The sequence below is a fragment of the Streptomyces melanogenes genome (genome assembly GCF_014649795.1).
Classification (GTDB): Bacteria; Actinomycetota; Actinomycetes; order Streptomycetales; family Streptomycetaceae; genus Streptomyces; species Streptomyces noboritoensis.
In genome coordinates, this window is sequence record NZ_BMTS01000040.1 from 1 (window position 1) to 12,403 (window position 12,403).

Consider the following 12,403-nt stretch of genomic DNA (forward strand, 5'->3'; position numbering starts at 1 on the left):
GAAGGGCTGGCGCCTCCTGCGGAAGCTCCGCTGCAGCACCAACCGCATCACCGCGATCGTCCAGGCAGTTCTGGTCCTTCATCACGCGTCAGCGTGAGGTTGGATAAGGCTCACTGCGAGGTGGCAGCCGTCGTGACCGAACCGGCGGGTTCTCCCTCACCGTGAGCGGCCGCCGTGCCCAGAGGCAACAGCGCAACCGCCGTGGACAGGATGAGTACCCTGCGTAACTTCATCCGCACCTCCAAAGGATGTCGGGAGCCTAACTGTGCCCCGGCCGAGGTGCGGCAGACACCCCAAGCGCGCAAAACAGCCGAAACCCTGCCGCGAGCAACCGTCGGCACGAACCGCGCCGACGGCTATCGAACCAACACCCCCCACACCGGCAACACCCAGCTGTCCAGCATCTCGACAAGATCCACGTCTGTCCGACAACCACTCGCGGAGCTGACCATGTTGCGCGTGGCACGCCAGGGATATGAGCCAACTGGAGTGGACTCACGCGTGAGTGCCCGACTTGGCCCGCCAGCCGACCTGTCTAAAAGGTGAAGGTCGGGTGGCCGGAGGGGGCCTCGGCCACCCGACCACTGGACTCGCCTCCCTCAAGGGCGCGCGGGACCGAGGTCGCACCAGGCGTCCCGGTTCCCCACTGGTAGAGCTTGGCCAAGCTACTACGAGAGCCTCGGGAGTGCTCTGTGGAGGAATGGCTCGGGAGTTCGCAGGTCACGGGAGTCTGGAGAGGGTACAGGTCGGCATAACCGGAATCCGGCGTATGCCGGCAAGGGGGGCGGTGTGGCCTGCTCGGGCCGGCCATCGGCGCGTGCGGCCCCGGTGTCCGGCGGACCGCACGCTGCTGCGCCCGCCCGTGCGCGCGTAGCCGGGGGAGGGGGGCCGGAGCGGAACGTCGAGGTGGTCGGCATAAGGTGTGACTCCTCCTGCGCGCGCGTGTCGGCAGGAGTTGTTCCTTGAGGGGGGAACCTTTTTATGCGTATCTCGCTGCGTGCCGCCCTGGTGTCGACGGCCGCCGCCCTGGGGCTTGCCGCGACCTCGGTGGTCCCGGCCCAGGCCGCGTCCGGCTTCGACCGCTGCCCCCAGGGCCGGTTCTGCGTCTTCGACGGCGCCGAAGGCCAGGGCGCGATGGTCTCCTACACGACGCCGCAGTCCAACCTCGGCTCCTGGCGGTCCAGGGCGTCCTCGGTGATCAACCGCACCGGCTACGGGGAGGCCTGCCTCTACAGCCGGACCAACTATGAAGTCCTCGACTCCGTCCATGATGTCCTGCTGAGCTACTCCGGGAACGTGGGAGTCAACCTGTCCTCCTACACGGACAACAACAGCCACCTGGACAACAACCTCGGCTCGGTGCGCTGGGCTCACACCCTGCGGGAGTGCGAAGGCCGCGCCGAACCCGTGGACTGGTCCTACACCGAGGTCCCGGACAACGGCCCGGCCCAGGCGTTCGGTGACCTGAACCGTGACGGTCGCCCGGACCTGCTCCACCGCAGTTACGTGGGCCGTCTGTGGTTCCTTCCCGGCGGCTCCACCGGGAAGCTGATCGGTGGTGGCTGGAAGTCCATGACGGCTCTGACCCGCCACGGCGACCTCAACGGCGACGGCACCGAGGATCTGCTGGCCCGGGACACCACTGGCAAGCTCTGGATGTACCCGGGCAACGGCCGCGGTTCGTTCGGGGAGCGCCGGCTCATCGGGGGCGGCTGGAACAGCATGAGCCGCCTCCAGTCCGCTGGCGACCTCACCGGGGACGGCAAGGGCGACCTGCTCGCCCGGGACACCAGCGGCAGGCTGTGGCTGTATCCCGGCAACGGCCGCGGCTCACTGGGGGACCGGCGGCTTGTTGGCGGGGGCTGGAACGCGATGGACGCCTTCGCAGCGCCGGGCGACCTGAACGGTGACGGCAGGAACGACCTCGTCGTCAGCGACACCTCCGGCAGGCTGTGGCTCTACCCGGGCAACGGCCGCGGCAACTTCAACAACCGCACGATGATCGGCACGGGCGGCTGGCGCAGCTTCACCACACTGATCGGCATCGGTGACCTGGACCGCGACGGCCACCCCGACCTCCTGGCCACCAAGAACGGCGACTACACCGACGTACGGGTCTACCACGGCCTCAAGGGCGGACGCCTCACCCCGGGCACGCTTGTCGGGTACGTGGAAGATTCTGACGCACTGTTCTGATCCACGGACTGCGCACAAACGCCTCGGGCCCTGGCCGTGATCACGGTTAGGGCCCGAGGGCCATGAGGGCCGGGGCTCCGTACCCGGCGGGGGCGGAGCGGTACTAGCCCGCAGTCGGGTCGGTGTGCAGGTTCCAATTCGGGTCGGCCACCTGGTGACCTCGCGTGGAGTCGGTAGGGCACGTACCCCAGTTCGTCTCGGAGCGGATCGCCACCGTGATCTGCCGTCCGTCGTGTGCCACTCCGGGCGCCTCCCGACGGTACCGAGGCAATGATCACCTTGTCACCCGGCATCATGCGCCGGCCCTTGGTCGCGCGTGGCTCTTGTCCGGCCGTTGTCGGCCTCTCACAGGCGCGCCCCCGCCGATGCCTGTGGTGGCGCGGCATCGTGGCCTGGTGAGCGCGCCGCGGCCGTTGCCCGTTCCGGCCGCCCCCTCGACCGCGACTTCCCCGAACTCACAGAGCCCATGACCGAAGCCGTGCACCGGGCACCATGCTCGACGGCGAGTTCTGCGTTCCCCGCCAGTAGCGCCTGCGGTGGCGTCACGGCATGAACAAGTTGAGCACGCCCTGCGGTGATGGCGGCATACGGTCGGGAGATGGACAAAGTCAGCGGCGTTGTCAGCATCGAGTACTCGCACTTCTACATCAGTGAGCACCTCGGGAGTGAGTGGGCGGGTGTTGACCAGTTACCCGACTTCTGCACCGACGAGCCTGTGATCATCACCCCGGGGCAGCTCACTGTTGTCAGCTGCGTTCAGTCCCACGACGCCTGGGTGACGCTCATGCTGGCCGAGACCGAGCCCGTCCAGCAGGCGCAGGACTGGCAGTTGCTCGGCATTTGGCCCTATCGGCCGCTGGACAGCGGCCAGATGAGCCTCTGGGGGCCCACCACCGGCCCGGCAGTACCGGCTGCGGGCTGGCTGACCGGAGGCCAGGGGCACGCCCCAGCCCTGCAACTCAATCCGGCCTCGATCTACGCCGTGCACGTGTACGCCAAAGGCCGCCAGGACTCCTGGGCCCGGCAGGATGCCGCGATGCGCCGCAAGGAATGGGTCCACGAGGGACTTGAGAGCTACGTAGCCGCGTTTATCCCCGCCGGACCCGCACCCGGAGGGACTCAGCGATAGACACAGCCCGCGGGATGCCGGAAGGTAACGCGCCTGCGGAGCCCTGTGCCTCGTGGCGGGCCCAGTGGGCGGGCCGCCGGTGCGCCTTCACCTTGCACGCCCTCCGCCAGTCGCCGGTCGACCGCCCCGTGGTCCCCGGCGTCGGCTACCACCCACGGCACGCGCAGCGATCCTGGCGCGACGTCGTCGAACTGCTCTCCGAGTGCCTCCCCGTGACGAAGGATCTGGTCAGTCCGATCTCGGCTGCCCGCGTCCTGCCCACGGGTGTCCGTTTCCGCAACGCTGCGTCATGTCTGGAAATAGTTGCCCTGTTGAAGTGAGGAGTGAGCTTTCTCACGAGATGGTGGGGTGCGGCCGAGTCTTCTGTTCAGTTTTTCATGGTTGAAGCTGTTTGGGTGCGGCTCTTCCTGAGTGACTGGGTGGGGGCTGGCTGAGCTGGGCTTTCGTCCTGGTGGTCTGGTGGCGGGGCCGGGGTGCTTCTACCGTTTCGGGCAGGAGACGAGGGGGTGGTCCGGTTGGCCTCGTTGATCGAGGAACTGGAGCAACGCGAGGCCGCGGCGCGGGAGCGGGTGTCCGAACTGCGGGCTCAGATAGCTGACTTGACTGAGCAGCTGGAGACGGCCGAGGAGCGTCTGGTGCAGTTGGAGGGGCCCGCGTCACGGCGCGCGAGGTTCTTGACGAGGTGGCCGACTACGAGCAGGCCGCGGAAGTCCGTGCCGGGAGACGCACGACGTGGCGCAACGGCCACCGAGACCGCCCTGACCGATGCGGCGGTACGAGCGACCGGATGACGCGGCAGAGAGGCCGGCTCCTCTGGGAAGAGGCCGGTTCTCCCTCACACCAGAGGCGGCAGGCCCATCAGCGCCGCTCCGCTCGCGGCCAGCGCCGCCGTGACGGCGGCGGGCCAGTTGTGGGTCTGGGCGAACGTCAGCAGCCCTGCGACGAGCCCTGCCACGATCGCGGCCAACAGGATGAGCGCCCAGCGCAGTGACAACCGCTCGGGTGCGGCCGGGTCCGGCGGGGCTGAGGGCGGGGGCAGGGGCGGAGGTGAAGTCGGTTCGGGCATGGAGCCCTCCTGTGGTCGCGTGAGAGACGAGATGGGTTCCGGCGGCCCCTGACCGGCCGCCGCGCGCTGCTTCCGGTGCGGTGACGAATACCTTTTCACCCTGGTCGATGCATCAGCTGTCTTTGGAGCAACCAGTAATGTGTGAATAAGCTAGGCCTCTGACCTGTACCAGAGAAGCTTCTTGATGTGCCATAAGAGAGGTGGAGGGGTGTAAAAGGGCGGAGACTACGCCTCGTACGCCCCTCAGTGCGCCGGTACGGCCCCCACTGCTCCCTCTGGCTCGACTCAGAGAGCTGACCAGATCGGTGCTGTGATTTAGCGTTGCTGGCATGACTGGTCCCACAGAAGACCTGCCCGAAGGCTCCGAGGACGCGTCGCGGGGGTCCACCGCCAAGGTGGTCAAACTTTTGGGCTGCCAGATCGTCGAAGGCGGTAAACCCCGCGATAAGCACCTGACCGTCGACACCGTCGTCCAGGAGTTCGGCACCACCCGGCCCATGGCCCGCGAGGCCCTGCAGGCGCTGCATCAGAAGGGCCTGGTCAATCTGCAGCCGCGGATCGGCGCCACCGTGCAGCCGCTGGGACGTTGGGACCTGCTCGATCGTGACGTAATCGAGTGGCGCCTGGAGGTGGCGCCCGACAGCCAGATGCGGTCGCTCACCGAGTTGCGGGAGGTGCTCGAACCCCGGGCGGCTCGGCTGGCCGCGCTGAGCCGGTCTGCAGGTACCTGCCACGACCTCACCAGCCGCGCCCGCACCCTCTTCGCTCTCAGCGAGCACCCCGACTTCGGGCGGACGGTGGAGGGCGTACCGATCCGGCGGCGTTTCCGGGACGTGGACGCCGCGTTCCACCGGACCCTGCTGGCAGGCTCGCGCAACGAACTCTTCGTACACCTCTCCGACCCGGTCGTCATGGCGATGAACCACAGGATCGATAGGGACTGGGCGGGAGCGCACGAGGAAACCGTCGTCATGCCCCGGCCGGCCGTCGTCGGCGCCGGGACCGTCCAGAAATACCCCACCCGGCCCGAGCCGATCGCCATGTGGCTGCACATGGCCCTGGCATACGCCGTCGACCAGGGACTGCCGACGGCCGCGGAGGCCTTCGCGGAGGCACTCCTCGCCGAGATCCGCAGCGGACAGCTGCTTCATCCCGGTATCCGCACACGGCTGCGGGCGGCGCTGGAGGAGTTCAACACGAACGGCCTGCCCAGCGCCTACCGAGACGGGTTCCGGAACGCCATGGCCCCGTTCTTTCAGGCCCGGCGGGCTCCCGTCGTCGTCATGGGGGTCTGCGGGTCCGGCAAGTCCACCGTCGGCCGGTACCTGGCGGAATCGCTCCGGGCGCCTTTCGAGGAGGGGGACGACTTCCACCCCGCGCGCAACGTGGAGTCCCTCAGACGCGGCGAACGGCTCGACGACCGCAGCCGCAGCCCGTGGCTGTCCGCCATCGGGGACCGCCTGCGGCAGACGGATCCGGAGGAGGGACTGGTGGTCGCCTGCTCCTCCCTGAAACGCATCTACCGCGCACTGCTGCGCATGGCGCAGCCCGACACCTTCTTCGTGCATCTGGTACTCGACGAGGACACGGCGACGGCCCGCGTCACGGCCAGAGAGGAGCACTACATGCCCGCCTCCTTGGTGGCGTCACAGTTCGAGGACCTAGAACCGCTGGAGAAGGACGAGGCGGGCATGCCGATCGACGCGACCCTGCAGGTCGAACGCATCGTCGCCGAGATCCAGACCAGACTGGCCGGCCGGGCCCGCACACGCTGACCCGGGCCCCGGCCCCACCACCCACACCCGGCGGCCCACCGGCAGGCCACGCCAAGCCCCGAGCGGGACGGGCACCCGTCCATCACTACATCCCGTCCACCACCACGACCGCATCCGGCGCGAACCGCACCGCACACCGCATCCGCACCGCCCCGCCGAAAACCGAACGCACCGGAAAGAGCCGCAGAGAGCCGCAGAGAGCCGCACACAAAGGGGGACCCCTCATGCGTATCAAGTCCGCCGAAGTCAACGTGACCAGTCCCGGACGGAACTTCGTCACCCTGCGCATCACCACCGAGGACGGTGTCACCGGTCTCGGCGACGCCACGCTCAACGGCCGCGAACTGGCCGTACGCGCCTACCTCGACGAGCACGTCGTACCACTCCTCCTGGGGGAGGACGCCGCCCGCGTCGAGGACACCTGGCAGTACCTCTACCGCGGTGCGTACTGGCGGCGCGGCCCCGTGACCATGGCGGCGATCGCGGCCGTCGACACCGCGCTGTGGGACATCAAGGCCCAGTACGCCGGAATGCCCCTGTACCAGCTCCTCGGCGGCGCGTGTCGTACCGGCGCCCTGGCCTACGGACACGCCTCCGGCCGCGACGTACCGGAACTGCTCGACTCGGTACGCGCCCACCTGGCCCTGGGCTACCGCGCCATCCGCATCCAGACCGGGGTCCCCGGCCTGGACTCGGTGTACGGCGTCGCCGCGTCGAGCGCGGGCGGTGGAGAGCGCTACGACTACGAGCCGGCGCGCCGTGTCGTCGGTGGCGGGCGGCTGCGGCCCATCGTGGAGACCTGGGACACCCGCGCTTACATGCGGCACCTGCCCGCCGTCTTCGAGGCCGTACGGTCGGAGTTCGGCCCGGAGCTGCCGCTCCTCCACGACGGCCACCACCGGATGACACCCATTCAGGCCGCCCGGCTGGGCCGTGACCTGGAGCCGTACGACCTGTTCTGGCTGGAGGACGCCACCCCGGCAGAGGACCAGAAGGCCCTGCGCCTGATTCGGCACCACACGACGACCCCACTGGCCATCGGCGAGGTCTTCAACTCCGTCCACGACTACACCACGCTGCTCAGCGAACGGCTCATCGACTACGTGCGTTCCGCGGCCACCCACACCGGCGGGGTCACCGCGATGAAGAAGCTACTCGACCTCGCGGCCGTCTACGGTATCCGCTCCGGCATGCACGGTCCCACCGACATCTCCCCGGTCGGCATGGCCGCCGCGCTCCATCTGGACCTCGCCGTGCACAATTTCGGCATCCAGGAGTACATGCGGCACTCCCCGCAGACCCTGGATGTCTTCCGCACCTCCTACCGGTTCGAGGACGGACTGCTGCATCCGTCCGACACCCCCGGCCTCGGCGTCGACCTCGACACAGAGGCGGCCGCCCACTTCCCGTACCAACCGGCGTACCTCCCGGTGAACAGGCTGAGTGACGGGACCGTCCACGACTGGTGATCCGGGCGCCGGGACGCGACCGGCCCCCGCGCATCGCTCCGCCGTGCTGCTCGCGTAGCCCGTGAGTGCCGCCGTACCAGTCCGGCCTGCGGGCACCTCCGACACTGTCCCCACCGTGCGCCGGTATCGCCATCAGGACAGCCGACGGCATGGCAGGGGCGGGTCGGGGCAGTACAGGCGAGGCGTCGAACTGTCCCTCCCCTCGTAGTGTGGAGATGTGCCGGCGGCGCCTCGCCGGGCCGGTAACCAGCGGCCAGTTCCGCCAGGACAGGGTCTATAGCACGCTCGCGCGGGCCCATCGTCCGCTTCCGTCCGTCCCTTCACTTCAGTAACGGACCGTGTTTGGATTAGAACGGTCCGTGTTCTATGGTTTGAGTGACAGGTAGCAGACGACGAACTGGCATACAGCTCAAGGCATCTGACTGACTATCGGGTTGCATGCACCGGATTGATGCCATGCCGATGGGAAGGTCGCTGCCCACCTGCTAGCCAGATGGAGAGGAAGCACCGTGGCCGATCAAGATCCGCAGTTCGCGAAGCGGCGGCTCAGTCGTAGGCTCCGCGCGATCCGCGAGGCCGCCGGGAAGACCCAGAAGGATGTGGTGGACGCACTCGTCTGGTCCATCTCCAAGGTCATCCGTATGGAGGCCGGGGATGTCGGGATCTCGGTCACCGACCTCCGGGCTCTCCTGCAGTTGTACGAGGTCACCGATCAGGAGCAGGTCAACGAGCTGACCGGGATGGTTCTGGCGTCACGGAAGCAGCCCTGGTGGGGGCGCTATAGCAGGACGATGACATCGGGTTTCTCCTCCTATCTCGGCTACGAGACCTCCGCCTCCATCATGCGGAACTTCGAGTCGAACCTGATCCCGGGGCTGCTGCAGACGCGGGACTATGCTCTAGCGCTTATCGACAACTCCGACGGACTGCAGGACCAGTGGGTCAACCTGCGGATGGAACGTCAAAAGCGTGCTCACGGCAACGACAAGACCCAGCTGTTCTTCATCCTGGACGAGACTGCGATGCGCAGGGTCGTAGGCAGCGAGGCTCTCATGAGGCCGCAGCTGGAGCGTCTGCTGGAGCTCAACGCGCTGCCCCATGTGCACATCATGGTGGTGCCCTTTGCCCGTGGCACCTACCCGAGCTTTCGATCCTCCTACATGATCTTCGAGTTCTCCGACGCAAACGATGACATCGTCGCCTACCTGGAGAACCCGGATGGCAACTTCATCCTTAGCGAGAAGGCCCCCATGGCTGACCGGAGGAAACCCTCCGACTACCTGCAGGACTTCTGGATCGTTGAGGGGGAATATGCGGAAGAGATCTCCCCGGAATTCGTCAGGAAGGTGACCGCTGCATACGGGTGACCTGCAAAAGGCGATAGGGAGCCGTCTCGTCCCAGCCGGCAAGCATCGTCGAGGGCTCCCTATCGCAAACCACTCCGACCGTCGCATACAACTCAGACAGGAGGGCTCATCGTGCAGTTTAGCGCCCAGGGAGCGCGCGGTCCCACGTCTCTGCCTACCCGCGCCCGAACGGATCCGTCCCTGACGCAGTCACCCGCAGCCAGGGTCACACTCAGGACTGGGGTGACGGTCGCACTGGCCGTAGGGCTGGTCATCGGCGCTGCCGCCGGCAGCGCGGCCGCCACCGACGGCGCCGAGGCCCAGACGACCAGCACGCTGCCGTGGTACATCACCGTTGTCTCAAGCCTGGTGGCCGCAGGCATCAGCGCGGGGGTCACCCTGCGCGCCACTCACAGAACGCTCACCCAGGGCCAACGCGACCGACGGCAGGACCGTGCCGCCGCCGAAGCCAGGCAGGCAGCCCTGCGCGCCGAGAACGAGCTCCGCGACAAAAAGATCGCCAACCGAACCGCGTGGACGCCGCACTACCGGCGGATCGACGATCTCCTGGTGTCCGTTGGCAGGATCGAATACGAGATACGCAGGCGCAGGCTCCACGCCGATGATCCCGAGACGGCAGAACTCCTCCATGCCAGGAAGGCTGCCGAGCAGTACGCCGCCTACGCGCCGGGCCGACTGCAGGCCGCACTGTCCAGCCTGGCCGACAGCCTCGACAGCGTGCACACCCACCTCCTCCCCGCGGCGGCTGTGCTCGACAGCGCAGAAGGAGCAGGCCCGCCAGCCCGGTGGCAGGCGCTGTTCGCCTGCGCCGCAGAACAAGCCCGCGCCGCGGACAACCTCACACGCACCCTCACGGACACGCAAGCGGCACTGCGGCACGAATGGGGAATGGACTGAAGAGTACGTGGAGCAGACCACCCGTCTGCCCCAGCCTCGCAAGCGCTACACGCAACACGCAGGCCTCAGCCTTACCACACACCTGTCCCGCCCGCCGGGACCCGTACAGGGCAAGGAGCGATCACTTTCGGTCAAAAGACAGACACGCCCACCCCAACGGGTAGCTATAGGGCGATAAATCATAGTTCTCTCCTCTCCTCGGCCGGTTCCCGGCATCTGGCTGACCCGCACCTCGCCGCAGATACTGAAATGACTTCATCCTTCCGCTCATTGAGATCGCCCTCCGGGTTACGGAAGACGGTCTTCCTTGGCCGGCAAGTCTGGCCGGCAAGTCTGACAGGAGGTGCCGGGTGGAGGCTCCTGGCCGGGACGGACCGACGTGGCGGAAAAGTACATACACCAACCAAGGGGCTGGCAACTGCGTTGAAGTCAAACGGTCCGCAACGGAGATCCTCATTCGCGACTCGAATATGATAAGTATCGGACCCGCACATCTTTGCCTTTCAGCCTGGATCAGCTTCATCCACGGCCTCAAGGAAGACTGGTACTACAGCCTCAGATCTTGTGACTGGTGATCGGTGTTGGGAGCGTGGTCGTGAACCGTGCTGTAGCTCGATGACCTGCGGGTTTCGGGTAACTTCGGTGTGGGGGTGGCCAACCGTGGGCAGCCAGCGGGTGGTTGGTCCTGCCTCTTCAGGGTGCCGCGGTAGCGGAGTCTGCGGTTTCCGCGGGTGGCGAGCCAGGCGATGCCGCGCTCGACCATGGGGCGCCAGCGGCGGTATTCGTCCTGCCAGAGGCGGTCGATGGCGGCCTGGTAGCGGGCTGCGGCCTGTGCTTCATGACCGTGCGGGACGCGGACCTGGCGTCCGCGTCTGGCGTGGGTGCACCAGTGCCGCAGCGGGCAGGCCGGGCAGACGGTGGTGAACGTGGCGACCCGGCTGCCGTCGCTCTGGATGCCGCTCAACTGTGCGGTGTGACCGTTGGGGCAGGTCGCCGTGGAGGCTGCGGTGTCGATGAGGAAGTCATCCAGGGTGAATCCACCGGGTATCGCGGATGGGTGTGGCTGCTCTCCAGTGAGCCTTTCTGATCTGGGTCGTTGCTGATCGGGTTGGTTTGCCGGATCGTCGTGTCCAGGGTTGGGGCCTTGGGGGTGGCGATGGTTTCGTGGCTGGAGGAGCTGGATCGACGCGAGGCTCGTGCACGTCAGCAGATCTCGGAGCTCCGCGGGCAGATCGGGGAGTTGATGGAGCGGCTGGCCGAGCAGGAGTCCGTGGTGTCCCGGCTGGAGATCACGCGGGAGACGATGACGGAGATCCTTTCCGGGCACGGTGCGGTGACCGGGCCGGACGGCACGGCGGGGCCGGAGGCATCGGACGGGGCAGCCGCCGCGGTGGAGGCGGAGGCGTTCGAGGTCGGTTCGCCGGTGGGGGTGCGGCTGGTGCCGCCGTGGTCGGCTGAGCTCGGGGTGGAGGCACTGCCGCAGGCATACGCGGACATCGTGGAAGTGCTCGCCGATGCGGTGCATCCGCTGCGGGCCCATCAGCTGTGTTCCGTGCTGGGGCTGTCGACGGACAAGTCCAAGGTGGAGGGCTTTCGTTCGAAGCTGAAGCGGCTCAGGGAGCGGGGCTGGATCGCGGAGGTCTCGCCGGGGCTGTTCGCGTCGCGGGACGCCGAGCCACCGGTGGGGCGTGCGCCGGGGCGCGGCCGCGACTCCGCGGCCGCGTCGCGCGCCGATGAGCAGGAGGGCTCCCGCTCCTAGCGTCGAGGGTGACGAAACCATCCGACACTCAGGATCGAGAGCCCGAATGGAAGACCACGATGGGAGTCCAAGCGCGTCCGGATTACCTCCGAAGAAGTCGAAGCCCTGAACGCCATCTACGCGAAGTTCGTGGACGACACCAACAGCGACCTCGGCTTCGGCTGGCACGTCCTCCAGGAATCCCACCAGGAGGGCGACACCGCATGAGCAAGGAGCCCACCACGACGTTCCACGAGGCGGACCCGCTCGATCGGCTGCGCCCCGCCGACTACAACCCGCGCCGCCTCAGCAAGACGGCCTTCGCCCGCCTCCAGGCAGGGTCTGTACAGCCTGCGGTGTAACTGGGTTTGGTGTGGCTAGAGTTGGCCTGCGGTGAGGCGGCCGTCGAAGGCCAGGTCGAAGGCGTTCATGGTGCCCTTCGTGCGCCGTGAGGCGCTGTTGATTCGAGCGGGGGTGAAAGACCACTGCCGCCGGGCCGTCGCAGCGGTCCGGTAGGAGCTGAGGACAGCCCGCCCCAGGAGACGCCGGGGCCGGGTGGGAGCAGTCCTGACAAAGCCGGGGTGCGCCAGAACCACCAGATGGTGTGGGTCCGGTGAGCGGGTCGGAGAGGAGTACGCGAGGAACCGATGTCGTAACGCCCCTCAACGCTTTACCGGCTCGAACCTGGTGGATCTGGGCCGGGAGCGGCGCGCACCCGCCATGGTGGCGGGGAACTCTCCGGGAGTCGTGAAGCCGGTGACCGGGA

At 67.6% G+C, this 12,403-nt stretch carries 11 protein-coding genes and 2 pseudogenes; 11 read left to right on the forward strand and 2 right to left on the reverse strand.

Annotated features, from left to right (window positions below):
- From IE252_RS39780 to IE252_RS43715, 4 genes and pseudogenes are all read left to right on the forward strand, one after another.
- Positions 1-97, forward strand: a pseudogene (locus IE252_RS39780) (IS5/IS1182 family transposase); the annotation flags it as partial.
- 884 nt (positions 98-981) lie between these two features.
- Positions 982-2,196 (forward strand): FG-GAP-like repeat-containing protein, encoded by a 1,215-nt coding sequence (locus IE252_RS39785; RefSeq protein WP_190094388.1) that lies wholly within the window; start codon positions 982-984, stop codon positions 2,194-2,196.
- Positions 2,197-2,794: 598 nt separating this feature from the next.
- Positions 2,795-3,325, forward strand: a complete 531-nt coding sequence (locus tag IE252_RS39790; protein ID WP_190094389.1) for a hypothetical protein — start codon at positions 2,795-2,797, stop codon at positions 3,323-3,325.
- Positions 3,326-3,417: 92 nt separating this feature from the next.
- A pseudogene (locus tag IE252_RS43715) lies at positions 3,418-3,645 on the forward strand (hypothetical protein); the annotation flags it as partial.
- A gap of 515 nt (positions 3,646-4,160) precedes the next feature.
- On the opposite strand, the gene IE252_RS39795 reads toward IE252_RS43715, so the two are convergent.
- Positions 4,161-4,391 (reverse strand): hypothetical protein, encoded by a 231-nt coding sequence (locus IE252_RS39795; protein ID WP_190094390.1) that lies wholly within the window; start codon positions 4,389-4,391, stop codon positions 4,161-4,163.
- A 329-nt stretch (positions 4,392-4,720) separates the two neighbouring features.
- Between IE252_RS39795 and IE252_RS39800 the strand changes: the two genes are divergently transcribed.
- The 5 genes from IE252_RS39800 to IE252_RS39820 all read left to right on the forward strand — a co-directional run bounded on the left by IE252_RS39800 (position 4,721) and on the right by IE252_RS39820 (position 10,474).
- Positions 4,721-6,166 carry a gluconokinase, GntK/IdnK-type gene (locus IE252_RS39800; protein ID WP_190094391.1) on the forward strand — a complete coding sequence of 482 codons (1,446 nt, stop codon included), beginning with the start codon at positions 4,721-4,723 and terminating at the stop codon, positions 6,164-6,166.
- Between the two features lie 224 nt (positions 6,167-6,390).
- The gene (gene manD, locus IE252_RS39805) at positions 6,391-7,635 is read left to right on the forward strand and encodes a D-mannonate dehydratase ManD (RefSeq protein ID WP_190094392.1); all 1,245 of its coding nucleotides are present in this window, start codon (positions 6,391-6,393) and stop codon (positions 7,633-7,635) included.
- 509 nt (positions 7,636-8,144) lie between these two features.
- A complete protein-coding gene (locus IE252_RS39810) occupies positions 8,145-9,002 on the forward strand; it encodes a helix-turn-helix domain-containing protein (RefSeq protein WP_190094393.1) in 858 nt (285 codons plus the stop codon).
- Between the two features lie 222 nt (positions 9,003-9,224).
- Positions 9,225-9,899 (forward strand): hypothetical protein, encoded by a 675-nt coding sequence (locus tag IE252_RS39815; RefSeq protein ID WP_190094394.1) that lies wholly within the window; start codon positions 9,225-9,227, stop codon positions 9,897-9,899.
- Between the two features lie 350 nt (positions 9,900-10,249).
- Entirely contained in the window at positions 10,250-10,474 is a 225-nt protein-coding gene (locus IE252_RS39820; RefSeq protein WP_190094395.1) for a DUF397 domain-containing protein, read from the forward strand.
- Here the strand turns inward: IE252_RS39820 and IE252_RS44070 are convergent.
- Positions 10,447-11,163, reverse strand: coding sequence for a transposase (locus IE252_RS44070; protein WP_268248469.1), 717 nt, complete (start codon positions 11,161-11,163; stop codon positions 10,447-10,449). The two genes, IE252_RS39820 and IE252_RS44070, sit on opposite strands and share 28 nt — an antisense overlap.
- Here IE252_RS44070 and IE252_RS39830 point away from each other — a divergent pair.
- Together IE252_RS39830 and IE252_RS39835 are read left to right on the forward strand one after the other, a co-directional pair.
- Positions 11,056-11,658: a hypothetical protein gene (locus IE252_RS39830; protein WP_190094397.1), complete on the forward strand. Its 603-nt coding sequence runs from the start codon at positions 11,056-11,058 to the stop codon at positions 11,656-11,658. The genes IE252_RS44070 and IE252_RS39830 overlap by 108 nt on opposite strands.
- 203 nt (positions 11,659-11,861) lie before the next feature.
- A complete protein-coding gene (locus IE252_RS39835; protein WP_190094398.1) occupies positions 11,862-11,999 on the forward strand; it encodes a hypothetical protein in 138 nt (45 codons plus the stop codon).
- The last annotated feature ends 404 nt before the right edge of the window (positions 12,000-12,403 follow it).

Coding starts and splice junctions, on each gene's coding strand:
- IE252_RS39800 (WP_190094391.1), top strand. CDS start 4,721: ATGACTGGTCCCACAGAAGACCTGCCCGAAGGCTCCGAGGACGCGTCG.
- IE252_RS39795 (WP_190094390.1), bottom strand. CDS start 4,391: ATGCCCGAACCGACTTCACCTCCGCCCCTGCCCCCGCCCTCAGCCCCG.
- IE252_RS39835 (WP_190094398.1), top strand. CDS start 11,862: ATGAGCAAGGAGCCCACCACGACGTTCCACGAGGCGGACCCGCTCGAT.
- manD (WP_190094392.1), top strand. CDS start 6,391: ATGCGTATCAAGTCCGCCGAAGTCAACGTGACCAGTCCCGGACGGAAC.
- IE252_RS39790 (WP_190094389.1), top strand. CDS start 2,795: ATGGACAAAGTCAGCGGCGTTGTCAGCATCGAGTACTCGCACTTCTAC.
- IE252_RS39830 (WP_190094397.1), top strand. CDS start 11,056: ATGGTTTCGTGGCTGGAGGAGCTGGATCGACGCGAGGCTCGTGCACGT.
- IE252_RS39785 (WP_190094388.1), top strand. CDS start 982: ATGCGTATCTCGCTGCGTGCCGCCCTGGTGTCGACGGCCGCCGCCCTG.